Below are 22,410 nucleotides of genomic sequence, written 5' to 3'. Positions count from 1 at the left end.
ATCGTTACCCCGCTCGCTTGGCGTCAGTGTTGAAGACGGCCATCTCGCCGTCGGTGAGTTGCGTCTGCACGAGGAAGCTCTTGGCTCCGATCTTCCAGAGCGCGACACCTTGCTCAAGGCGTGTGACGAGCTCCTGCTCACGCTTGGTCAGGCCCAGCGTGGACGCCATGAGCGGCGCGGTCTCGCGCGCCTGACGGTGGATGATCTTCACCTGCGCCTTGCTCATGAGCCCGAGCGCCTGGTTGCGCTGCGGGGAGCCCTCGGGACCCACCATGTCGAGGTCCTTCAGCTCGTGCATGATCAGCATGTTCGCGATGCCCCACTCCCCTGCCAGGCGCTGGCGAGCGTCCATCAGCTCGACGGCCTTGGGGTCGCGCATGGCGGACCAGCCTTCCTCGTTGACGATCAGCCAGAAGTCAGACGACCCGGCGCGCACCACGGCGTCGAGCCATGCGGACGTGCACGCGGTGGCGATCGCCAACGCTTCCTCCGCGCCTCCGAGCAGCGCCGAGGTGTCGATCACGAGCATGGGAGCCTGCCCGTCGAACTCGACCGTGGAGGGCTGATCGAACATGCCGGCCAGGTCACCCGTCACCAGGCGACGTAGTGCCAGGCCCAGCGGCTCGCCGTGATCGCTCACGATCGCCCGCGCGTCCGGGGCCGGGTCGAGCAGAGCTTCCATGACGTGGACCAGCGTGGGCTCGGTGTGCGTCGCGAAGATGCGCGTCAGCGCCAGGTCGAGCGCCGTGTGCTCGTACTCGGTGAGCACAGCGCCCTTGCGCAGCAGCGACAGGACGGTAGCCACGATCTGTCGCCGGCGCTGTGTCACCAGCGACTCCCAGCGCTCGTCGCTGATCCCCAGCGGGCGCGTGCCCGGGTCGAGTGGGTTGAGACGGGCCGGACGTCCGGGTCCGACCTCGATCACCTTGCCGCCCACCGCGTGAGCGACACGCACCCACTCCGCGCGCGGATCGGACGCGACGGCGACCTTGCGCCCCAGGGCGATCAGGCGGCAGGCCATGGCCTTGTTCGTCGTAGACTTGCCCGTTCCCTGGAGGCCGATGCTCAGCATCGACGGGCCCGTGATGTGGCGCGCGCGGTAGAGCTCCCACGGGTCCATGGCGAACAGACCGCCCGCTTCCAGGTCAGCGCCGATGACCGCACCGTGGTTGCCGATCCCAGCCTCCGCCAGGAACGGGGTCGCGACGCCGAAGCGCAGCGAAGTCACGCGGTGGCTCGGCAGCTTCGGCGCAGCGGGACCCCAGAACCCGTCAGCCATGCGGCCCCACCGGGGAGCCTTCACCAGCGGGAAGTCTTCGACCTCCTGCTCGACGTCCGTCGTCTGGGCGCTCAGCGCCGCCAGAGCCGACCGCTCGGCGGCGCGGCGCGCCTTACGCTCCCCGCGCGACTCGCCCCTGCGCTCGACGGAGAAGACTGTCTGCGTGCTCACTTCAGCCCCCACCCAATCGGCAGGGCGGCAGCGGTGAACGCCGCCGCTTGCTGGCGCTTGAGCAGTCGCAGGTCGAGCTGCGAGGCGGCCATGAGCGCTTCCGCGCGCGCCGCCCCCAGGCCGTCCTCGGTGGGAGCCGAGATGGTCAGGTACCCGGTGAACCGCACGTCACCGAAGCCCTGCGTCAGCTCTTGCTCGCGCTCCATGACGTCATCCAGAGAGGCGCGCATCTCGGCGGTGATCGGGCGACCGAGGCGGGTGTTGACGTTCATCTGGGACTCGATGCCCATGCGGGCGTCAGCGACGTCCTTGAGCGCCTTGTGCAGAGGCACCGGGGTGAACACCTGCGTGAAGGTGTGCGCGTACGTCCCACGACACAGCAGGTTCGCCAGGAAGCCAATCGGCACCTCAGTCCGAGGCCACTCCGCGACCCAGAACGTCTGATGCAAGCCGGTGTCGGTCACGAGGTGATCGACTTCCTCATGGACGACCGTCGGACCAGCAGCGGGCACCTGGACCGGGGTCGCGCCGTGAGCGCGCCGGTCCTCCAGAGCGTCGACCGCACCCGGGTCGAACGCGACACGGATCGTCTCGGCAACTTCCTCGGCAGTCAGCCACGAGGTCGCCGTCGCGCCCGCTTCCTCCAGGAGGCGACCGAGCGCGGCGACCTCGCGCGCCATGACAAGCGACATCCCCCGCTTGCCTCCGCCTGCGCCCCTGATGAGGTTGCGCGCCGCATTGGCGTCAATCGTGATCGCCACGAGCGTGTCACGGGAGACGACGCCAACAGCAGCGTCGAGCGAGCGGCCCTGGTCGAGCAGCTCGCGGTACTGCGCGTCTGCCCACTCCGACGCAGCCGCACCTGCGCCGCGCTGCGCCGAGGTCCGCACGTAGTAGTCGCTCGCGGCCGCGCTGGCCGCTGGGATCGTGCGGGCGTACGTAGCGACGCGGCTGACACCCTCGTGCTGGACCACCTGAGCGCACAGTTGCGCCCAACCAGCCGCACGCCCGGCGCGGTCGTCGTCGGATGCCAGAGCGAAGCTCGTCGCCTCGACCCGCATGACTGCGGTCGCAGTATTCTCCCGGGCATCCCACAGCAGTGCCCCGTCCGCGAACCCCGTGCGGTGTACGGAGATGCGGGTGCCGACGGCTCCCGGCACGCCGAACGAGTGGTCCTCGACGGTGGACTCCGGGCGCACCTTCCAGGTGGTCTGCCCGAGTAGCTTGCGCATGTACCAAACTCCGATTTCCAGGGTGATCGTTGTCAGCGCGCGCCGCTGGACCGCGATGGTCCCGAACGCCGCCAGCGGGCCAGCGACGAAGAGGATCGTCGTAACGATGTTGGTGACGTCCTGCGAGAGCACAGCGCGCATCAGAAGGGCGCCCGCGCCCGCGAGGACCCCGAGCTGCCCTCCCGTCATGCCGAACATGAACCCCTGTCGCTCCAGACGGGGGAACCGTGCGGTCTCTAGGTACGTGCTCACCGATCAGTCCTTTGCGGTACCGGGGGTGTAGGCGACGGGGCGGCGGGCCTCGGCGCGGAGACAGGCTGCACGACCGGAGCCGCCTGCGGTGCCGGTGCGGGTCGCGGCTGTGCCGGTGCGGGCGCGGGCCGTGGCGACGACTGTGCAGGAGCCACGCGCGGGCTGCTCGCGGCGGGCGCAGGCGTCGGACGAACCTGTCCGGGAGCCGGTGAGGGGACGCCTGCCGAGGACGAGCTCGGGGTCGATGCCGGCTTTGATGCAGCGCCAGAAGCGGCGACCGACTTCGATCCTGCGGATGTGCCAGCACCCCCCGAACCCGAGCCCGTGGTTCCGACGCCCCCAGAACTGGTGGCACCCGTAGCCGCACCGCCTGCGCCACTTCCCACCGCCCCCTTGGCGGACGGCATCGGGACCGCCTGCGTACGGGCGACCCCAGCGCTAGCACGCGACGCGCCCCCACCACCCAGGCGCATCCCTCGCAGGGTGTGGGACGCCGACGTGAACGTGCGTTGCGCCTTGCCGGCCGGGCTGGTTATCGCTCCCGCCGTCGCAGCAGTGTCGGTCGTGGCCGACGTCGCGCCGGTGAAGCGCACGAGCTGCAACGCACCAGCCGGGGAGGCGCACGCCACGATGAGCCCGGTCAGGCCGGTAAGCACCTGAGCCATACCGTCCGCTGTAGCGGTCAACTCGGCGGCGATGAGCAGCACCCCTGCCGCTAGAGGCTTGGCGATGATCAGCGCGACGACCGACTGCGCCCAAACCTTGCTCCACGACCGTGTGATCGACGCCGGAAGGAGCATGAGAGCGACCGGGGCGAACGCGACGAGGATCAGAAGCGCGAAGTTGCGGAAGATCATCACGAGGGACAGGACCAGCGACGCGATCCAGACCAGGGCCAGGAGCAGGAGCGTGGCTCCGAACCCTCCCGTTCCCAGCGGTGACGTCTCCGTGCCGAGCGCTGCAAGCGGCAGGAAGATCGACTCGAGCGCGCTGTCGTCGGAGGACCCGAACATCGCCCTCACGAGGTGATCGAGTGCGCCCGCCGCCCTGATCGTGAGCCACACCGAGACAGCGGTCACGGGCCACGCCAGGACCGCTGCCACGGCGGGGATCAGGACGTCTCGCGTCCGTCCGGCGAACAAGGCGCGCACGATCTGAAGCAGAGCTGCAATGACGGTGAAGATCGCCATGACCGCCGCGAAGCGGTTGGTGAAGATGGTCGCAACCGACCATTGCTCGTCAGAGATGTAGGACGCGGAGCCCGTGAACGCACCAACGAGGAACCCCCAGGCGGACTCCGCCATGTCGCTCGAGAACGACGAGAGAATCTCGTTCGCCATGCATGCGCCGTCCCACGGAGCACACACGGGTCAGACTCCGAGGCTCTGGCTCGCGCCCCACATGATCAGGCCGCTGGCCGAGGCGATAACCGCCGACGTGCCGATGACCCACAGCAGGACGGTGGCCGATGCATCGCTCATCCGGGTCGACTTCGTGGACTTGGCCATCATGAGCATGATCGCGCCGATCACGATGCCGATGACGCCGATCACCAGACCAACGGCGATCAGACCGCCCGCCGCGTCCTTGAGGGTCTTCATGAACGGGAAGAACGACCAGTTCACCTTGACGCCGGGGTCGATCTTGGCGGGCAGGACAGCGAGGGCTGTCGACGTGAGGTTTGCTTCCAAGGTGGCGAGCATGGTGACTCCTTGAGTAGGTGTGCGAACACCACCTACATGCACGCCGGGGGATGATCGGGGACGACTACTAGTCGTCCCCCCTCACTCCTTGCAGCTCTCCAGCTTGTCAGCCAGGTGGCCCTGGCAGGTTTCGAGCTTCACGCCCGTAGACTTCCCGCCGCTGTAGAACGATCTGAGAGCCTGTCCCAGGTCGAGCCCTCCACCCCAGCCGACCAGTCCAGAGAGGCTGCCGGCGAGGGCCGCTGCGAGCATCACCTTGAAGATCGAGGACGGGTCCGGATGACGCGAGCCGAACACCTGGGGTGCAGCCTTGGTCAGCATGAGGACCACGACCGCAACGACTAGCGCGATCACGGCCAGTACGAGTACGACCGCCAACGTTCCTCCCGCGAGTCGGCGGAAGAACCCCATCGAGGCAACCCATTCGTCGTCGGGGCGCAACGTGATCATCGGGAGCACAGTGCGCACGGTCACATCTCCCGAACCTGCGAGGCGCGCCAGTACACGCCGTCCGCCAGGCGCTTGAGCGTGATGTCGAAGATGACGTCGCGCTGCGTGATCGTCGAGCCATCGTTGAGCTCGACGGTGGCGACGTAGCGCTTCATGACCTCGGACGGGCTCTGGGGAGCACCTGCCTCGGTGGCGTCCGAGAGACCTACGAGCGTGGACGTCGTGGTCGCCCCCAGAGCAGCCCAGCCCTCGGCGGTGGCCCACGGCCCGATGATCGTCTCGGGTGCTGCACCGTCGATGAACCAGCCTGCCGCGCGCGCCGCGACGTCGCTCGGCCCCTTGTCGACGCGGGTGTCGAAGGTAAACAGCGCGCTGGCCGTCGAGGTGACGATCTCGTCCTCCTTGGCATCGAAGAGGCCGCGGTGCTCGGGGTCGATGGGCGGCGTCGCCACAGGCGTCGAGGGAGACGTCACGCGCACCGGGTCAGGTAGCCCAGGCACGCGCCCGTCGGTCGGGCTGGCGACAGGTGGCGCAGGCTCGGGCCGGGTCGCGGCGTACACGATGCCGGCCACGGCCACGGATACAACGACGGCCACAGCGATCAGAGCCGTCTTGGCGGCGCGTGTGAGGTACTTCATCCCATTCTCCTGACGGTCCACATGGTCGTGGCCCAATAGCTCGAACTGAGGTCCGCTTCCGATACGTATGACCCCGGCTTGGGGGCGTGAATCATCCGCCCCCCTCCGATGTAGATACCCACGTGGTCATAGTCCGTCGGTGCCATGCCCACGCGGTTGGAGAGCTTGAACGCGATCACATCGCCGGGGCTCATCAGCGACAGGTCCGCTTGGTTCCCCCGTGCGGTGAGCACTGCCTGGCCGAGGCCACCTTGTGACTTTGCCAGGTGTGGCAGCGCGATCTTGCCGTCGGATGCGTTGTAGACCGCCCACATCACCAAGCCCGAGCAGTCGAAACCCTTGGTGCCTCCGTTGGGGGCGGACGGTCCGCTCGGCGTGCCACCCGCCCAGATGTACGGCGTGCCGACTGCGGAGCGTGCCTGAGCCACGATCCGAGCGCCGAGCTCGGAACTCTCCACTCCCCCACCGAACTGGAGGGCGAGGGACGTACGCGCTTCCTCGACGGCGTTCACGTACTCGAGCGCACCGTCGACCTGGGGCACACCGCGCGCGTCTTGGACCGCCGCTACCCCGTACATGCGCGCGGCGATGGTCATACGAGCCCGCGCGACGGGGTCCGGCTCGACGACACTCAGGATGTTGTCCAGGCCGCACAGCTCGACCGCAACGGTGGTGATAGAGGTGGTCGCTTCCCTGCGGCTCTCGGCGGTGCGCCCGTTGAGCCGAGTCCAGTCCTGGGCGGTGTAGGCCCCGAGACCGACTCGGTCTTGCCCGACGTCCTGGAACTCTGGGTCCCAGCCCGAGGCGACGTGGATCACCGCTGCGATTGTCGGCGCATCAACCTCGTTGCACTCGTCTGCTGCTGCGACGACCGTGGGGACGAACTCGACCGGCACGCGCGCGCCGGTGGCCGTCTCAGTCACCCCCTCGGACTCCATGGAGCCGCCGAGAACTGTGACCGCGAACGCGATCAGCGCCATGAAGCCCACGAGGTAGATCGTGAGCCCTACGCGCACGATCTTGCGGATCAGACCGCTCTTGGCGACCTTGACCGCGAGCCCCGTGGTGGCAGCAGCCATCAGAAGGGGTTTCCGTCTGCGACGCCTGGCTCACCGAGCGCGGCGGCGAGCAGTGCCGGCAGGCTCTCCGAGGTGGTATCGCGATGGTCGAGCCACCACGTTGCAGCGTCCACCTCGCCCGCAGGCTTACCGACAGTGCGGTCAAACTCCGCTTCGTCCAGGCCCAGCTCCTGCCACGCGGCCGCGACCATGGCGACGCGCACGCGCGTCGCCCACGCCAGAGCCTTGGGCGGGCCGTTCAGCGGGGTGAACCCGAAGGCCTTCTCTGCCTCGCGGGCGGTCTCGTCCTCCTGACGGCGACGTTCGTCGAGGAAGGCTTGCCGCTTCTTCTGCTCCTTGGGGTCGCAGACGCGGCACTGCTTGCCGCGCAGCCACTTCAGGAAGCTCTCGCGCTCGAACGGCTTGCGAGTGCCGAGGTCGACGCTCGTCTCGTGGCCACAAACCTGGGTGATCTTCACCAGCGTGTCGCTCATGGGTGTCCCCTCCGCTATCGGATCGGTCTCTACGGGGACTACGCGAGGCCGGGACCGCTCACGGGTCTTCCATTCAGCGGTCCGCCGTGGACTACTGGGCGGGGCCTCTCGAAGGACTGTGGCAAGGCGGGGATCGTCTCGTTGAGTGTCAGGAGGTAGGCCAGGGCCTCCCCGGGGGGAATTGCCGCGACGGCGGGCGGTGGCGCGATCACCTCCCCGATGCGCCCGGTGGCGATCATCGTGTCTGCGCGGCTGAGCAAGGTCAGGTCCACCGACGGTCGCTCGGGCGGGGTAACCATGAGGTACGGGGACACGGGCGCGGGGCCGTTCATGCTGTTCGAGCGCCATGCTGCGAGCTCGCGCTCGTAATGGCCGACGGCGAGGGCGTGAGCGTGGAGCGAGGCGACGATGCTCGTCGGTCGTTCGATGCCGTCAGGGGCGACGTCAGGACGCTTGACGTCGTGCTCTGCAATCACCGCCACGATGGATGCGCGGTCCTCGAAGGCGGTCACCGGCAGCACGTCGAGCACCGTGGTGGCGAACGGTCGGAACCAGAGCATCTCCGAGACGACTCGGATCGTGGCCGCTTCTTCTGGTTCCACTGTCGGCGTCCTAACACGAGGGGGTCTTGCCCTCCTACGCGGCCACAGGGGTCGTCAAGCCGGTTCAGTCCTCGTCGAGCGAGTCGGTGAAGGTCTCCAGCAGCTCCAGGGCGTGCTGGCGTGCGTTGACGCCACGCCGCTCATGGTCGGCCTGATCCAGAATCATCTTCCACTTCGCAAGCCCGCCTGGGATCGACGCATAGTACGTCTCGCACTGGCGGATGATCTCTCTCGCAGCGCGCGTCTCCTCGGCCTTCTCCGCCTTCTCTGACTCGCGACCTGGCAGCTCCACGAGCACCTCAAGCGGCACCGTCTGGCGACCGGCAGGGCCGCGCCCCGGGCGCTCCGTACGCAGGTACGTGCTGACGGTGTTCTTCGCCACCCCATGCGCCCACTGGACGAGCGGCGGGCTGCCGTTAGCGACTTCCCAACGCCCGAGGGACGTCCACAGGTCCGAGGCGAACATCGCCATGACGTCCTCGACGCGACCCGCCTCACCCCACTTCGCCAACTGCCTGCGGACGAGCGGTCGCCAGGTCTGCACCGCGACCGCGAACTCGTCGGCGTCATAGGCGACCTCCCGCGCTGGCCGTGTGTCGGGATCGACCTCGCTTACTGTCACGTCCTCGCTCTGCGCCGTCACAGCGCTTTCCTCTCGTCTGTGCGCAGGGCAAATGCCTCAACGCCGATTTCCTTGACCTTGGCCTGCAAACGTCGTGCTGTGCTCTCGGACGAGGCCAGGCCAGCCTTGTGCGCACGACCAGCGGACACGGGCCGTCCCGCTTCCTGCTCGCCGTGCATCCACTCGCCCATGCGGCGCACGGCCTCGGTCACGTCCGGGCGCGGTTGCACGGCGTGCAGACGTCGCTCAGGCACCGGGACAGGGCGTGACGACGCAGGAGCATCTGTGGCGGTGGAGGCGGGCAGCGCGGGTGCCGGTGCAGGCTTCGCTGTACGCGCCGCACCAGGTGCAGGAGCAGGCGGCGCTGCCACGGTCTGCGTCACGGTCGCGGCGACCAGCGCGGGCACTTCGGTGGTCGCACGAGCTGCTTCATGCACCCGACGGCGGATGATCCGCATGGTCGCCTCGACAGACGCGGCCAGGGCGAGCGCGGGCACTGCGTGGACAATCGTGGACGCGATGGTCGTCGTCGTCGCGCCCGCGATGTTGCCCCAGGTCGAGAGCACAACCCCCGCCATGGTTAGCCCCCATCCGAACCGGGTGGACATGCCAGTGTGCTCGGAGTGCAGGACGTGGAGCGTGCCAACAAGCATCGTCCCGTCGATCACGAGCGGCAGGAGCACCGCGAGACCGCCGAGACCAGCGTTCTGGCCCAGCATCGTCAGGCCGTGCCATGACAGGACGGCAGCGGCCAGGGCGACGATGACCGTCGTGGTCGTTGCGACCGCGCCGATGCGCCGGTCTGCGACCTTCGAGATGCGGTACGTGCTCATGCGCGCCCGTCCCAGGCGGCGGTCAGGCGTGCGAGGTCACCACACGTCTGAGTCCAGCGCAGCCGTTGCTCGGCGTCCGCAATCTCGTCAGGGTTGATCTCCCTCATGGCGCTCACGAGCGCGACTGCCGCATCCGCGAGGCTCGGCACGAGCGCGTCGACAGCGCTCGCCCGCTGACCCTCCTCGACCCACGCATCAGCCAGGACGACCTTCTCGTAGGTGTACCGCGCGACCGGCAACAGGTCACGCATGGCACCGGCAGCGACCTTACCCAGGTCATATGCGGGCGTCGTCGTGACGTCGAAGTTCTCGATGAGGGTCTGGAAGGTCAGCGTGTTCGACGTCACCGCCTCACGGGCCGCTTCGGGAGCACTCTCCACAAGGTCCGTCATGAACCTCAGATCGCTGCTGATCGTGCCCTGCGAGACACCAAGCTCGGCGGCGACCTGACTCTGCGAGAGGCCCGCCTTGGCCAGCTCCGCCGCCTTGACCCGACGGCTCAGCACGGACTCGGGGACGTGGTGCGACGGGTAGTTTCGTCCGTCGACGCCCGTCTGACGCTCATCAGGTGTTCCAGATGGAACACCTGATACCACCGTGAGGTCGCGGTGCGCTGTCCCCACCCCGACGCCAAGCACAGCGCCAATCGCACGCGTCGACAGGCCCGCCTCACGAAGGTGCAAGGTCCGCTGCTGGCGCTCTTCGACCGTCTGCCACAGGCGCGTGTCGGAGAACTCAGCCGTGCAGTAGCCCTCCCACGAGTCGTAGCCCATCGCGATCCAGGCCCGTCCCGCCCAAGCCTTCTCGACTGCCTCGTCGACCTCGGCCAGCGCACCCACAGCACGAGCGGTCGCTTCGCGAATCTGGGCGGTCAGCGCCTCGGCCGCCTCGCGGTTCAGCGCATCGGCCTCGAGCTCTCGCGGCTCGGTCATCTCAATCGTCATGGCGTGCTCTCTGCTCGTGTTCACCCGGCCAGGCCGTGGCCGTCGGGACCGGGAGTTAGCGCGAAAGCGCGTGGAGCGAACCGCTCCACCTGTCCCCCATTGGTCACTACTAGACCCGGGAGCAGGTCTAGTCGGCCTGATACTGATAAGTCAATAGACCCGCCCGTTAATGACCGCTTTGCCCGCCAGACTGAGGTGCAACTCACGCCCCGGAAGTCGTGATCGGCCCCCACCCCCTCTCAACGAGGACTCACGTCCGCGCACCTCGCGTGTATAGGTGCTAACCCCCACCCGACCCGAGCATGGAGGCACCTATGACCGCCACTACAGACCCGACCCGGGCAACGATCACCGTCTACAGCAAGCCGGCCTGCGTACAGTGCGATGCGACCCTCCGCGCTCTTGAGAAGCGCGGGATTGCCTACGAGCTCGTAGACCTCACCGCCGACGCTGACGCCCTTGAGTCCGTGCGCGCCATGGGTTACCAGCAAGTGCCGGTCGTCGTGGCCAGCCCCTCCGAACACTGGAGCGGCTACCGTCCTGAACGCATCGCCGCTCTGGCGTCGCGGTCCGAGAACGCGACGCCCCTAAGACCCGCCCGCGTATCAGTCGTAGGTGCCCCCATCGGGTCTCCTGATCGAGCTGCGTCGCCTACGCTCGCATGATCTTCTCGGCGAACTCCGGACTAAAGGCCCCCTCACAATCCGTTTGACGCTGAGTTGCTTACCTACCCAGCCCCGCGTACTTCCAGATACCGCGCAGGTTGATGTTCGCGGCTGGCGCTGAGTTCGCAACGATGAGGTCCCCGTTGCTCGTCGTCGCCATCGCTCGCGTCCCGGGGAGCCCAGTGAGTATGAGTTGCGAGTTGGTGGCCCCGGTGGAGGGCACATACTGCACGCGCCAAACCAGACCGTCAGCGTAGTCGGCGACGAAGTAGAGGTTTTCCGTCGGAGAATAGACGCCTCGCACGTCACCTCCCAATGTCGCGACGATCACAGCGTTCTTCGTCGATAAATCCAAACTGTAGATGCGATCCGCGCTCCCGATTGTGAGCTTGGAACTTCCCGGCGCAATTGACAGGTACGCCATCCACACGGGACTCTCCCAGATCCGCACACAAGCCCAGGCCGTCGTGCACTCGTAGACCGCCCTGCCCGTCCGGCCCGCCGCATCGAGGCCGGTCGCGTAGTAGCGCGATCTGGTGGCACTGTAGGCGAGTCCGTACGGTGCGGGATCGACCCACCTTCGTGCGGTCGCGCCCGACTTCAGGTAAATCCCATCTTTACCTGATTGAGCGTTAGGTGTCTCGTCCTCCACATTCACCACCATGGCGACATCCCCCGAGGTAGGTGTGAGCGAGATCTGGCGGATCGACTTCGTTGGGAATGTCGCGTCAAGAACGGTCGTGACAGTGCCTCCAGCGGCAGGCACGCGGAGAAGGCTTCCCGTGTTGTAGTCGGCAGCCCACACGACGTTCGACGAGTCGACGACCAGCCCGTGAGGCAGGCGCATGTCGCTGTAAGGCATGAGCTCGACCTTGGTGACGGACGAGCCAGGACCTGTCTTCGCGGAGGCCACGGCCGACCATGGCAGGTTGGTGTTCGCTGCACCGCGGACGCGGAAATAGTAGGTGGTGTTCTGCGCCAGGCCTGTGACATTGGACGTTGTCCCGCTGACCGTGACAGCAGTCAATCCCGCAGTGAACGAAGCGTTGGTTGCGCGCTGGAGCGTGTAGGTCGTGTGACCCTCAGCAGCCACCCAAGTGACACGGGCAGTTGTGTTGGAAAGAGCCAACGCGGTCGGCGACGTCGCCTCCCACTGTGCCGAGGCCGTGATCGTCGCCCTCCCCCACGCGGAGGCAGAGAACGCCGCTGACGTCACCTCGGGAGGCGAGGACTTCAACGCGACCGGGACGGAGACCAGGGCGAGTACCGCGGCCACGAAAGCCAGAGGCAAGCGGGCGCTTCTCGCGCGGTGACGAGCTGCGGGACGGGTCACGGGGATCAAGCTCCTTCGGTGGTGCTTCGGCGGCGTTGGGTGATCAGCGCTCGAGCGCTGACCGTGCCGATGCCGGCCAAGATCAGGGCTGCCGCTGCGCCGATGATCGTTGTTGTTCCGGCGGGGCCAGTTCGCGGTAGCCACCCGGGGCCTGGGCGTGGCTCCTCGGGCGTGATCTTCGGCGTGTTCGGGTCGGTCTGTGTCCAGGACGGTTCCACCGTGGGCTGCGCCGCAGGTTCGTCTTCAGGGTCTCCAGGACGCCAGGGCGCCTTGATGCCTGCCCAGGTCAGCGTCACGCTCGCTGAGCGTGCCTGAGCCTCATTGCCCACGGTGCTGGGCAAGGACGCCTCGACGCGAAGTTGTGTCTTGTCGTTGGCTTCGATGCGGAACGTGGTGGTCGTCGTGGTGATTCCCTCGACAATCGTGGCCTGGGCAACCTCGAGCGCGCCTGTGGGGCAGTCCGCGTGGACCCAGGCGGCCGAGCACGCCTGCACGGTGACCGTCAGGCCACCGGCAACAAGGTCGCCTCTTGCCACTGACAGCGCGGTGACCTGGAGCGGAATGCTGGCGGTGTTCGTCAGCCACGTCGTGCCTACACCGGGATGCCCCGGGGCGACGTCGGCGATGACGAGCTGCGCATGGTCAGCCACGAGTCCGGGCTCGACGCCGGCACTCGCACCCGTCGCAGGTACCGCGAGCAGCACCAAGCAGACCACCGCCCCCATGCCTCGACGTGTGGCAGTCACGGGACTGGCTCCGCGACCGGCTCCGGCAGCCACATCACCAGGGGGCGCGGCTCGAGCTCCGTCTCGGCTCGCTCCGCCACACGACGCGGCGAACGCGAAGGTCCTGGTCCCATGAGCAGAGAGCCCGCCACGCCTATGATCGCCGCGATCATGAACACCGGGGTCAGGCCGGTCGTCAGGAACGCAAAGAACGTCGCCCCTCCTGGGACCGCGACTGCGACCTGCCACACGTCGTCGACAAGGTACGGCGTCGGGTCAGGGGTCGCATTGGCGTCACCCTTGAGAATCACCGCACGCGACGAGGCATCGGCACCGTCCGCGATCTCCTGCACGCGGTGCGTCACGAGATAGCCGTCGGACGCCTGGACCGTTACCACGTCGCCCACAGCGAGGTCAGCAGCACTGATCGGACGCGAGATGAGTAGGTCCCCTGCCCCGAAGCTCGGCTCCATGGACCCCGACGTGACGTAGTACGTCGCTACGACGCCTGCCTTCGTGCCGACAAACAGCAGCGCGGAGGCCACGCCGAGCGCAGCCGCAGCGGTGAGGAGCACCTGCGCGCAGAACCGCAGCACCGGTGTTGTCGCTCGCGTTGCGGTCACGGCGTGTCCACCATTGCCGATGCCTGGACCGCGTTGAAGACCAGGCGAACCGAGTCCGCTGTCCCCTTGTAGGCGTTCGCCAGGTTGTTCGGAGCCGTGACTGTCACCGTCAGCGTCTTCGTCGCGCCGCCGTTGAGTGTCACCTTGTCGAAGGTGGCAGATGCGAGCTTGCCGTCGTAGAGCGTGGTCGAGCCGTCCTTGACCGTTGCTGTGAGCTGACCCGCCAGGCCCGATGTCGGTGTCTCGACGGACGTCACGAGCCCCAGAACCGAGTCGACGCTCCCGGTGTTGTTGACCTGCACAGTGGTCGTCTTCGTCGACCCGGCCTCGATCTTGCCCGTGGTCAGAGGGAGCATGTACGGGCTCGCCTCAGTCCCCACCTTGCCGTCGAGGTTGATGTCCAGCGTGCCGGCCACCACCTCCGCCTGGACCACGACCGACGAGGAGAAGGCGGCGACGGACGCCACCCCTGCGATCCCGCCAATCGCTAGTACAGCCATGGATGAACGGATGATGACCGAGCGCCGCGCGGCGAGCGCAGCCTGATGACGCGAAGAACGCATGAGGTCTCCCAGAGTCAGTGGGGCCAGCCCTGTGCAGGCCCACGCCCCTCACACGCACGCCGGGTGCTTCTCACGCCTGGTTGATACGTCCAGGCAAAAGGGCTTTACTTGTGTTTCCAGTTTTTGCCGCGTTCCTGGTGTTGCCAGTCATGCCGGTGATACCGGCGTTGACATCGGTAGCATCGTTGCCGTCACTCTCGGCCTCAGTGGAGGGGCGAGCACCATCCCAGTCCAACGCGCGCGTTCTCACGCGTGCGGCATGAGTTGGACGTCTAGTCATGTACTCGTCGGTTGCCGCCGCCATCCAACAAACGCTTGCATTTCTGGTGTTGTCAGTGTTGACAGGGTTCCCGGTGTTCACTACGATCTAAGTTATTGAAGCGAAGCAAGTGAAGCCAGCGTTGCTGGCTCGACCATGAGGAGACCACGATGCCTGGAACTGACGAACTCGACCGCTCGGCGCTAGGGCGAACCATCGCCGTGATCAACGGCAAGGGTGGCGTGGGCAAGACGACAATCACCGCGAACGTGGCAGGTCTTCTCGCGCTGAGCGGATGGCGCGTGCTGGTAGTCGACATGGACCCACAAGGCAACCTCGGCCTGGACCTGGGATACGTCGACACCGACGCTGACGACGGGGGAGCGGCACTCGCTACTTCCCTGACATACGGGGGAGCGGCCGCGCCGCATCGCGCGGTCAGGACCAACCTCGACGTGCTGATCGGGGGAGACGCCCTGCACATGGCACAGGCTGCACTGGCCGCCCAGGGCAGCAGGGACGCCGCCAAGGCAGCTCTCTCCCTGGCGCGGGCCCTTGTCCCCGTTGCAGACGACTACGACGTGATTCTGATCGACTGCCCCCCGGGCAACGACGCCCTCCAGTCCGCAGCGATCGCCGCCGCGCGCTGGGTCCTTATCCCGTCGCGTGGCGACGCAGGATCGCAGAAGGGGCTCGATGACGTGGCACGTCGCCTCGCGGCGGTGCTGCCGTACAACCCTGACGTCGACCTGCTCGGAGTTGCGCTGTTCGACGTCGACACCGCTGCGAGCCGTGTGCGCGAGAACGCCCGCGCAATGGTCGCTGAGAGTCTCGAGAGCGAAGACGTTCTGTTCAAGAGCACGATCCGACACTCGAGCGCGGTCGCCCAGGAGATTCGCAAGCGCCGGCTGTTGGTCCACGAGCTCGATGACGCGGTCCGCCAGGAGCCCGAGTGGTGGCGCGTGCGTCGCGGCGAGGTCGCGGCCGCGCAGAGCGGTCCTCGTTCCGCCACTACGGTTGCGGAAGATCTCCATGCCCTCACCGAGGAGGTCGTGGCCCGCCTGACCGAACACGAGACGCAGGAGGTGGCGTCATGAGCGCCGAACAGCCCAACCGCACCGTGACGCCGCCGCCTCCGCGTCGCGTCAAGCCCTCAACGATCCGCCGTGATAAGCGCGAGACGACCCCGGCACCCGTCCGCGACGTAGAGCCTGTTGTGACTGTTCCCGCTCCCACGGAGTTGCCTGCGCCTACCCCGAGCGTCGCGTCCGCGGAGGTGGTCAGCACCTCTGCCGCCCCGACGAAGCGCAGTACCGGTAGCAAGAAGCAACCGATCACGGTTCAGATCGACGCCGACGTGCGTGAGCGTTCCCGCGCCGCGTACGAGGTGGCCCGCTTCCGCGAAGGGGTGAAGAGCTATGGCGAGTTCGTCGAGCAGGCCTTGGCGCGTGAGATCGCGCGGATCGAGGAGAATTACAACCACGGCGAGCCGCTGCCGCGTGTGACGTCGTCCCTTCCGTCGGGCCGACCCATTACCCGGGGGTAGCCCCGTCCGGCAAGGGCCCCAGAGCACTCGGTGTTCTGGGGCCCTTTCGTGTCACCTGGAGACGAGCTGCGACGCAGGTGCGCGCGATGCCGGCCAACCGGGGCTCATCTGCGACGACGAGGCGGCAGGTTGGAGTGGATGCTCTCGATGATCTTGGCGCGGCGAGGCGACACCAGGTTCTCAGCACGCTTGGCCTCGGCCGCAGCGGCACGGTCGCGCGCTACACGCTGACGTGCACGCTGGGAGACGCGCTCAGCCTCGATGCGCTGGCCCCGAGACCGTCGCACGGTGCCCGCCTCGTCCCGCCAAGCGCTGAGACGGTAGGCGAGCCAATCAGCGGGACGCGCGACACCGTCAGCGCCACTGTGGGGCCACGGAGAGCCGTCGAGGCGGTGATCGACTGCATACGCGACGTCAGCGACCGTCCAGCCAGCCAGGAAGAACTCTCGGACGACGTAGCGAACGTGAGCCGCCGAGATGTGCCGCAGGACCGGCAGGCGATTACGCAGCTCGTCAGACGCAGCCAGACGGTCACGCTTGGACTTGGTGACCTCGTACGCAGGCCACGACAGCGTGCTGACCGCACCGATCTCGCGATTGGGTCGACGCTTTTCCTCCGGGCTCCGCGTTACGTGACCTTCATCTAGGCCAGGCTGTCGCGTTGCAGACCGGAGGCGGCGGCGCGGAGCGCCGCCAGAGGGGTCAGGGCCGCGAAGCGGCTCGTGAAGGGCTCGCCTCGCGCGCGTGTGCGTTGGGACGAGGGTTCCCCTAAAAGGGGAACCCGAGGGGAGGACATCTATGTCCACAAGAGAGAGATGCCGGCGCCCGCCCTGGGCATCCTCCGCGATCGTCGGCTCCCCGTCGTCGACGTCCGGGGCGTCGTCAGAGCCGTCCAGGCTGGACCTGGGGATCAGCAGGACGTACACGGGGACCACGTTGCCCTCGTCGCCGGATGCGAAGGGACGTGCCTCGGCCGAGATGCCCTCACGCACGGTCGCCAGCATCCCAATCTCCTCAAGGACGCGCAGGTGTCTGCGGACGGTGCGCTCGGTACGCCCGCACCGACGTGCGAGCTCGCGCTGAGGAACGCTGACCAGCATCTCGCGACGACGACGCTGGACCTCCCAATCGCTCGACCAGGCCAAGACGGTCAGCAGGTGCCGAAGAGTCGCACGTCCGTCCTCGCGCATCCGCATCAAGCGGGGGTGTGGGCAGGCGTCGAACGCAGCCAGGACGTCAGGGACACGCGCAGCGCGCACCACAGCGCCACGGTAGGGGCGCAACCGGATCGCGCGGGCGACGTCGGACCATGAGCACTCTTGCATGACGGTCTTGCGACGACCGCCAGCGGGCAGGTCGCGACCGAAATCACGGTTCGACACCGGAGTGTCGTCGTGGAAAGACTGGTCGAAATGGACCGGGATGCCTATGATGAACTCCAGACACGGACGCACCAAGGGTGCGTCAACCGGGGCCCATCACCTCCGTCGCCGCCAAGCTTGAGGGTGATGAGCTGCTGAATCTCGGCCCGCCCCTTCGGGGGCGGGCCGCTCTGTTTATGCGGTTAGGCGCTCTTCCGTGCAGCCCTCCCAGCGTTTGTGTCCAGGTTGAGGGTGTCCTGCGAGACAGCCGCAGTCGGCCACCACTCCGGCAGCCCGGTCGTGTCCAGCAGTTCCCGCTCGAGGTGCTCTGCGACCCGCTCGACGACCACACCAAGGGACAGTCCCGAGGCGTGCGAGAGGCGCACGAAGACATCCTTGGCGTCGACGTCGACCTTGGCGTAGAGCGCAGTGGTCCGGGCGGGGTCGAGCGTTCCGCGCGGCCGCTTCATGATGGGCGGTGTCGGATCGGTCATGCACGCAAACCTAGCGCTATCGATAGCGCTACCGCCGTCGACACGCCGCGCCACCACACCAACGGTCGCGGTGATGTCCTGGCCGGTCATCGGCCCAGTGGCCCTCGCGTCGAAGGGGCCCAATCCAGCGGGGCGCCCTCAACGACGGGCCGCTGTCGGCCGGGACCCGGCGCAGTCGCAAGGATGCGCATGGTGTCTTGCACCCGGACGGCTTCCGCAGCACCGAGCCTCGCCAGCGCCGGGTCACCGCTGGCGAGCGCTTCGTGCAGTCCGCGAAGTCGGCGACGGTCATTCCCGCGCAAGTCGCTGAGGTACGGCACGGCGTCGTCCACGCATGCGGCGAGCGTCACCGCGTCCTCGAGGTGACGGCGAGCGGCACGGTTGTCTGCCTTCCATGCGGCTCCCTTGAGCACGAGGGCGCCGAGGAGGTTCGGCACAGTCACCGTGAAGCTCGGTGTCCGCTCCAGGGTGATGAGGGCCTGCTGAGGTCGCGCGAGCGCCTGAGAGACCCCCGCGGCGCTGAAGAGCTCTCGGCCACCGACGCGGTAGCGCCGTCGGGTCGACTCGTTGCGCGGAGGGTGGTCCGGGACCAGGAGGTCGATGTGGTGCTTGTCGCGGGTGAGCCGGTGCAACGGCCCGTCACGGTCGAGCGGGTCCATCACGTCGTAGCCGATGCCCCGCAGAGCCCCCAGCACGTTCGCGGCCACAACGTCAGGAGCAGTCAGGTTGATCGCCAGGTCCACGTCCTCGGTAGCCCGTGACGGGCTAAGCCCAGCCGCCATCGCGTGGACCTGAACCATGAGCCCGCCGACGAGCATCCAAGAGTGCGGGGGAGTGCGCTCGGCCAGGACGCCGGCAATCTCCGCGAGCTGCATCATGGGGCCGTGAGCCGAGACGGGCGGCACGATGACCGAGAGATCTGCCGCTCGCCCTGCACTAGAGGATTGGGTCATGCCCTCACTATGCGGGCAGCCCTGCCTTCACAGGCCGCCGATAGCAGCCGCTCAGTCGTGGCGCATCGCGCCCAGCGCTGCGTCGATCCACTCACGTCCCACGACCCGATCACGCTCGGAGGCTGAGTCCATCAGGTCGACCGCGACGACCCCGGCCGGCATGAGGGCCCCGTCGACCGTCAGGTGTTCACCGGGTACGGCCAGCAGCAGGTTGCCCCTGCGGTCGGGAGCCATAGCGAAGGCCGTCACGAGGTCGCGCGCCACCTCGGCGGTGCAGTAACCGCAGACGCTTGCCAGGTCATCTCCCACGGTCGCCACGCCCAACGACGACGCCGCGCTAGCCCCAGAGAGCACGAGGCGTTCACGCGCGATCGCCAACGCGCTGGTCGTCGTGCGATACCGCTGCCAGGCGGCATGAGCGCGCACCTTGCTTGCCAACGCTCCGGCATCGAGCTGCGCCATGCGCGCGCGCAGTCGGCGGCGCTGTACCGCGTCGACGTCGACGAGCGAATCCCCTGACAACATCCCGAGCGCGGCCCACGCCGTGCGCTCCGACCACGGGCGCCCGCGTCCGAGCACGTTCACGCTGGCCGTCTCCTCGACGACGTAAGCGCGGCCTGCACGATGTGCGCCGTCGACCTTGCCGGCCGCGACGAGCCGCTGCGCCTGACGACGAGAGACGCCGAGAGCAGCGGCTAGGTCCGCCGTGGAGAGATAGGACATACATAAATAGTCGCCTACGCGACCGTTTTTGTCACCTGCGCGCCACAGCCCCGGCCCAGACCCAGGCGGAGTCCTCGTGTCCGTACTTGTCGACGTAGCTCACGCGGACGGCACGGCCCGTCCAGGCGACCGCTTCTGCCTCGACCTCGACCTCCTCGCCGTCGACGGTGAGCAGCCACGCCCGGACGGGGATAGGCCGCATTGCCCGCGTGATCGGCCCGGCGTACTGGCGAGGCGACAGGGATCGAGCCCTCTGGGGGAACGGGGTATTGCCGGTGGGTCTGCTCACGGACGAACCGTAGGCGGCACATCTGACCTCGTTGCAAGTTGTCTAGTTGTGTGACAGTAGTGTATGATCGTGTTACACAGCCGGTCGGAACACAGGAGGCACAGAGATGGCAACTGCGACAGCACACCGCACCTCGCACCAGGTGCGCTCGATGGACCTGCTCGACCTGCTGACCCTGGCGGACTCGCCCGCAACCATCGCCGCGACCGGCGAGCACGTCGAGGCTTCGACCCGCTGCGTGACCTGCGGAACGACCGCCTACGGACCGTGTGGCGCGATCAACGCCAAGACCGTCCGCTTGGACGACGGTCGCTGGCGCACCACCTCCCACTGCAACTGCCGCGCACTCACATGGTGCGAGACCTACTGACGCCGAACAGGAGAACCATGGCAATCGAGATCACCACGGCGGCACGCCTCATCACCCGCCACGTCAACGCCAGCCCTGCCACCACGGTGGCCTTCTACGACAGCGAGGGCAACGCGCTGCGTGCCGTCGCCGCCAAGACGGCGACGGCAACACCCGCCCCCGAAGGGGCCGCAGCTCGCATCCATGGGCGCATGGGCGCACCCGGCGGGCACATCACGGCCCGCGAGGTGCAGGCGATGCTCGACGTCGCCGACCTCATCGGCACCGTCGACGGCGAGGACTTCGACCTCGTGCTCGCGTGCCACCTGTACGTCAACGCCTAACCCGCCCCGTTCCACCACAACCGCCAAGGAGTCACCATGACCAGCACCGCCCTCCCCGCCGTCGGCCAGACCATCGACAGCGGCCTCGCTTCGTTCAAGTTTGTCGACACCGAAATCGGCCCCGCTCGCGGCGGCGTGTTCATGCGCACGTACATCCAGGTCGGCAAGACCCGGATCATCGAAGTCACTGACGAAGGCAACGGCGGGGGAGCGTGGCCCCACCCGATGACCCGGGAGGGCCGCGACCTGATCGCCACGCTCGACAACCAGGAGCAGTTCGCCAACCGCGTGCTGTTCGCCGCCGACCGCAACGGCGCTGAGAATGCGTCGGTCCTTCTGACCCCCGGCGATCTCCCCCTGGAGTACCGCGACCTCATCGACGGCGAGGACTTCGACGAGGCGCACGACAACCAGCGCGAGTACCGCCTGAGCGTCCCTGACAGCGCCACCGACGACGCGGTGCTCAAGATCGCGCGCACCGGAATGCGCGAGGGCGACGTCGCGTGGCGCTGGATCAAAGCAGAGAACACCTGGCGACGCCTCGCCTGATCAGTCCGGCGCGGGACCGCCCCCGGTCCCGCGCCCTTGCCCCCCACCCCGACCAGCCCGAAGGGCCAAGATCATGGGGACCCCCAGTCGCACGAGAGCACCCTTCCAGCCGCTTCTCGACCTACGGATCGAACCGACGATTGCGATGCAGCGGGGCGAGCAAGCGGTGTTCCAGTGCTCGTGGTGCGGCACGGTCGTCGTTCGCTCGTCGCTCCGGCCAGTGGCACTCGGGCCCTGTCCGGCCTGCGGGTGTGAGACTTGGTGGCGCGCCGACCTTCCGGTCGCCGGACTCGAGCGCAAGGCCAGCAAGACGAACCGCAAAGGGAGAGCGTCATGACCGACACCGAGGTCATCAGCGAGATAGTCGCCGCCCGGACCAACCTCGAACGGGCTCAGGCCCACCTTCGTGATCGCGTGCGCGAGGCGGTGGCCCTGGGCCGCTCCGTCACCGAGGTTGCGGCCGCCGCCGATGTCACCCGCCAGACGGTCTACCGCTGGGCCGAGGACACCAGCCGCACGCTCATCGTGCGTGACGCGCTCGACGAAGCGCTCACCCTTCTGGCGACCGTCATCGGCCCCACGCACGAGCCCGCCGTGCGCGCCCTCGTCGGCGCGGGCGTCGAGGCTCAGGTGGCCGGCACGGCGGTCGCCTTGGCGAGCCTGACGGACACCGCCACCACTCAGCTCGACGCACGCGGCCGCGCGACAGTGACGACCGCGACCCGCATCGTCGAAGCCGCACGAGCCGCGCACGACGCCACCGGCACCTGGCCGAGCACCGTCACGCTCGACTAGCAGCCGCACTCCACGGCCGGCGTCCACCAAGGACGCCGGCCTTTGGTGTCTGTCAGGGCCGCCACCCTCGACGCCCTGGTCAAGTTCGACACCCGGTTCGCGATCGTTCCGTCGGCCTGAAGGCAGCGCTACCGGGCGTAGCGCTGCTGGACTGCCTGGCGGGTCACGCCGAGGGTGTCAGCCAGTGTCTGCCAGGTGGCGCCCTGAGTGCGCGCCTGGGCGACCACGGCCCGTCGCGCCTGCTCCGCCGCGAGCTCGATCATGCGCAGGGCGCCGAGAGTGTCCAGCAGGTCGGAGACCTCAGTCTCGTAGTTCAGCCGGGCTGACGCTGCTTGACGCTCAAGGGTGATGAGGGCGTGGGAGGCGGTGATCATGTTGTCAAGCACACCTTGACAGGCGCGAGGGTGTCAAGGCTCGCTGCGTATCGATCAAACCGCCGTTGGCATCGGTGCCGAGTGCGCGTGTGTGTTGGGGAAGCAGCGAGCGGTCAACCGCTCGAGGCGCGCTCCGCGCGCCGGGGGAGCGCGCAGCACCACAGACCCGAACCCCTCGCACCCCTGT

29 protein-coding genes and 1 pseudogene are annotated in these 22,410 nt (G+C 67.8%); 8 read left to right on the top strand and 22 right to left on the bottom strand.

The genetic code is table 11. The annotated features are described in order from the left end of the window. Positions 1 to 4: 4 nt before the first annotated feature. From HF995_RS13445 to HF995_RS13390, 12 genes are all read right to left on the bottom strand, one after another. Positions 5 to 1,450, bottom strand: a complete 1,446-nt coding sequence (locus HF995_RS13445; protein WP_168448335.1) for an ATP-binding protein — start codon at positions 1,448 to 1,450, stop codon at positions 5 to 7. After that, positions 1,447 to 2,934, bottom strand: coding sequence for an SCO6880 family protein (locus tag HF995_RS13440; protein WP_168448334.1), 1,488 nt, complete (start codon positions 2,932 to 2,934; stop codon positions 1,447 to 1,449). Before HF995_RS13440 ends, HF995_RS13445 begins: the two co-directional genes overlap by 4 nt. After that, positions 2,931 to 4,274, bottom strand: coding sequence for a hypothetical protein (locus HF995_RS13435; RefSeq protein WP_168448333.1), 1,344 nt, complete (start codon positions 4,272 to 4,274; stop codon positions 2,931 to 2,933). Before HF995_RS13435 ends, HF995_RS13440 begins: the two co-directional genes overlap by 4 nt. A gap of 30 nt (positions 4,275 to 4,304) precedes the next feature. After that, entirely contained in the window at positions 4,305 to 4,637 is a 333-nt protein-coding gene (locus HF995_RS13430; protein ID WP_168448332.1) for a hypothetical protein, read from the bottom strand. An 81-nt stretch (positions 4,638 to 4,718) separates the two neighbouring features. Beyond that, the gene (locus HF995_RS13425; protein WP_168448331.1) at positions 4,719 to 5,087 is read right to left on the bottom strand and encodes a hypothetical protein; all 369 of its coding nucleotides are present in this window, start codon (positions 5,085 to 5,087) and stop codon (positions 4,719 to 4,721) included. 20 nt (positions 5,088 to 5,107) lie between these two features. Further along, on the bottom strand, positions 5,108 to 5,725 hold the full coding sequence (locus HF995_RS13420; protein ID WP_168448330.1) for a hypothetical protein: 618 nt from the start codon (positions 5,723 to 5,725) through the stop codon (positions 5,108 to 5,110). Next, entirely contained in the window at positions 5,722 to 6,804 is a 1,083-nt protein-coding gene (locus HF995_RS14200; protein ID WP_168448329.1) for a C40 family peptidase, read from the bottom strand. The genes HF995_RS13420 and HF995_RS14200 overlap by 4 nt, the downstream gene beginning before the upstream one ends. Then, on the bottom strand, positions 6,804 to 7,277 hold the full coding sequence (locus HF995_RS13410) for a hypothetical protein (protein ID WP_168448328.1): 474 nt from the start codon (positions 7,275 to 7,277) through the stop codon (positions 6,804 to 6,806). The genes HF995_RS14200 and HF995_RS13410 overlap by 1 nt, the downstream gene beginning before the upstream one ends. Before the next feature lie 38 nt (positions 7,278 to 7,315). Continuing rightward, the gene (locus tag HF995_RS13405) at positions 7,316 to 7,807 is read right to left on the bottom strand and encodes a hypothetical protein (protein ID WP_168448327.1); all 492 of its coding nucleotides are present in this window, start codon (positions 7,805 to 7,807) and stop codon (positions 7,316 to 7,318) included. Positions 7,808 to 7,943: 136 nt separating this feature from the next. Further along, the gene (locus HF995_RS13400; RefSeq protein ID WP_168448326.1) at positions 7,944 to 8,522 is read right to left on the bottom strand and encodes a hypothetical protein; all 579 of its coding nucleotides are present in this window, start codon (positions 8,520 to 8,522) and stop codon (positions 7,944 to 7,946) included. Further along, positions 8,519 to 9,334 (bottom strand): DUF2637 domain-containing protein, encoded by an 816-nt coding sequence (locus HF995_RS13395; protein ID WP_168448325.1) that lies wholly within the window; start codon positions 9,332 to 9,334, stop codon positions 8,519 to 8,521. Before HF995_RS13395 ends, HF995_RS13400 begins: the two co-directional genes overlap by 4 nt. Then, positions 9,331 to 10,266, bottom strand: a complete 936-nt coding sequence (locus HF995_RS13390; protein ID WP_168448324.1) for a hypothetical protein — start codon at positions 10,264 to 10,266, stop codon at positions 9,331 to 9,333. The genes HF995_RS13395 and HF995_RS13390 overlap by 4 nt, the downstream gene beginning before the upstream one ends. A gap of 326 nt (positions 10,267 to 10,592) precedes the next feature. Between HF995_RS13390 and nrdH the strand changes: the two genes are divergently transcribed. Further along, positions 10,593 to 10,943: a glutaredoxin-like protein NrdH gene (gene nrdH / locus HF995_RS13385; RefSeq protein ID WP_168448323.1), complete on the top strand. Its 351-nt coding sequence runs from the start codon at positions 10,593 to 10,595 to the stop codon at positions 10,941 to 10,943. Between the two features lie 58 nt (positions 10,944 to 11,001). On the opposite strand, the gene HF995_RS13380 is transcribed toward nrdH, so the two are convergent. The 4 genes from HF995_RS13380 to HF995_RS13365 all read right to left on the bottom strand — a co-directional run bounded on the left by HF995_RS13380 (position 11,002) and on the right by HF995_RS13365 (position 14,187). Further along, positions 11,002 to 12,219 carry a fibronectin type III domain-containing protein gene (locus HF995_RS13380; protein WP_168448322.1) on the bottom strand — a complete coding sequence of 406 codons (1,218 nt, stop codon included), beginning with the start codon at positions 12,217 to 12,219 and terminating at the stop codon, positions 11,002 to 11,004. A 62-nt stretch (positions 12,220 to 12,281) separates the two neighbouring features. Continuing rightward, on the bottom strand, positions 12,282 to 12,983 hold the full coding sequence (locus HF995_RS13375; RefSeq protein WP_168448321.1) for a hypothetical protein: 702 nt from the start codon (positions 12,981 to 12,983) through the stop codon (positions 12,282 to 12,284). A gap of 35 nt (positions 12,984 to 13,018) precedes the next feature. Continuing rightward, positions 13,019 to 13,624 (bottom strand): signal peptidase I, encoded by a 606-nt coding sequence (locus HF995_RS13370; protein ID WP_168448320.1) that lies wholly within the window; start codon positions 13,622 to 13,624, stop codon positions 13,019 to 13,021. After that, positions 13,621 to 14,187, bottom strand: a complete 567-nt coding sequence (locus HF995_RS13365) for a hypothetical protein (protein WP_168448319.1) — start codon at positions 14,185 to 14,187, stop codon at positions 13,621 to 13,623. The genes HF995_RS13370 and HF995_RS13365 overlap by 4 nt, the downstream gene beginning before the upstream one ends. A gap of 429 nt (positions 14,188 to 14,616) precedes the next feature. Here HF995_RS13365 and HF995_RS13360 point away from each other — a divergent pair, with 429 nt between their 5' ends. From HF995_RS13360 to HF995_RS13975, 3 genes are all read left to right on the top strand, one after another. Then, positions 14,617 to 15,543, top strand: coding sequence for a ParA family protein (locus tag HF995_RS13360; RefSeq protein ID WP_168448318.1), 927 nt, complete (start codon positions 14,617 to 14,619; stop codon positions 15,541 to 15,543). Next, positions 15,540 to 15,992 (top strand): ParB family protein, encoded by a 453-nt coding sequence (locus tag HF995_RS13355; RefSeq protein WP_168448317.1) that lies wholly within the window; start codon positions 15,540 to 15,542, stop codon positions 15,990 to 15,992. The genes HF995_RS13360 and HF995_RS13355 overlap by 4 nt, the downstream gene beginning before the upstream one ends. 134 nt (positions 15,993 to 16,126) lie before the next feature. Continuing rightward, positions 16,127 to 16,639, top strand: coding sequence for a hypothetical protein (locus tag HF995_RS13975; RefSeq protein WP_286189670.1), 513 nt, complete (start codon positions 16,127 to 16,129; stop codon positions 16,637 to 16,639). A gap of 366 nt (positions 16,640 to 17,005) precedes the next feature. Here the strand turns inward: HF995_RS13975 and HF995_RS14195 are convergent. The 5 genes and pseudogenes from HF995_RS14195 to HF995_RS13330 all read right to left on the bottom strand — a co-directional run. Next, a pseudogene (locus HF995_RS14195) lies at positions 17,006 to 17,092 on the bottom strand (winged helix-turn-helix transcriptional regulator); the annotation flags it as partial. Positions 17,093 to 17,556: 464 nt separating this feature from the next. Then, entirely contained in the window at positions 17,557 to 17,847 is a 291-nt protein-coding gene (locus HF995_RS13345; protein ID WP_168448315.1) for a hypothetical protein, read from the bottom strand. Positions 17,848 to 17,933: 86 nt separating this feature from the next. After that, positions 17,934 to 18,800, bottom strand: coding sequence for a hypothetical protein (locus tag HF995_RS13340; RefSeq protein ID WP_168448314.1), 867 nt, complete (start codon positions 18,798 to 18,800; stop codon positions 17,934 to 17,936). Between the two features lie 51 nt (positions 18,801 to 18,851). After that, entirely contained in the window at positions 18,852 to 19,523 is a 672-nt protein-coding gene (locus HF995_RS13335) for a helix-turn-helix domain-containing protein (protein ID WP_168448313.1), read from the bottom strand. 31 nt (positions 19,524 to 19,554) lie between these two features. Beyond that, positions 19,555 to 19,725, bottom strand: a complete 171-nt coding sequence (locus HF995_RS13330; RefSeq protein WP_286189668.1) for a hypothetical protein — start codon at positions 19,723 to 19,725, stop codon at positions 19,555 to 19,557. Between the two features lie 238 nt (positions 19,726 to 19,963). On the opposite strand from HF995_RS13330, the gene HF995_RS13325 reads away from it, so the two are divergent. The 4 genes from HF995_RS13325 to HF995_RS13310 all read left to right on the top strand — a co-directional run bounded on the left by HF995_RS13325 (position 19,964) and on the right by HF995_RS13310 (position 21,849). Beyond that, complete coding sequence (locus tag HF995_RS13325; protein ID WP_168448311.1) at positions 19,964 to 20,182, top strand: hypothetical protein; 219 nt, start codon at positions 19,964 to 19,966, stop codon at positions 20,180 to 20,182. Between the two features lie 17 nt (positions 20,183 to 20,199). Continuing rightward, on the top strand, positions 20,200 to 20,505 hold the full coding sequence (locus HF995_RS13320; protein ID WP_168448310.1) for a hypothetical protein: 306 nt from the start codon (positions 20,200 to 20,202) through the stop codon (positions 20,503 to 20,505). Positions 20,506 to 20,541: 36 nt separating this feature from the next. Then, positions 20,542 to 21,054: a hypothetical protein gene (locus tag HF995_RS13315; protein WP_168448309.1), complete on the top strand. Its 513-nt coding sequence runs from the start codon at positions 20,542 to 20,544 to the stop codon at positions 21,052 to 21,054. Between the two features lie 333 nt (positions 21,055 to 21,387). After that, a complete protein-coding gene (locus HF995_RS13310; protein WP_168448308.1) occupies positions 21,388 to 21,849 on the top strand; it encodes a hypothetical protein in 462 nt (153 codons plus the stop codon). 128 nt (positions 21,850 to 21,977) lie between these two features. On the opposite strand, the gene HF995_RS13305 is transcribed toward HF995_RS13310, so the two are convergent. Next, the gene (locus HF995_RS13305) at positions 21,978 to 22,223 is read right to left on the bottom strand and encodes a hypothetical protein (protein ID WP_168448307.1); all 246 of its coding nucleotides are present in this window, start codon (positions 22,221 to 22,223) and stop codon (positions 21,978 to 21,980) included. Positions 22,224 to 22,410 lie beyond the last annotated feature (187 nt).

Source organism: Sanguibacter hominis ATCC BAA-789, assembly GCF_012396185.1.
Lineage (GTDB): Bacteria > Actinomycetota > Actinomycetes > Actinomycetales > Cellulomonadaceae > Flavimobilis > Flavimobilis hominis.
The sequence above is the reverse complement of the archived record's forward strand: the minus strand, read 5'-3'. Positions and strand labels throughout refer to the sequence as shown.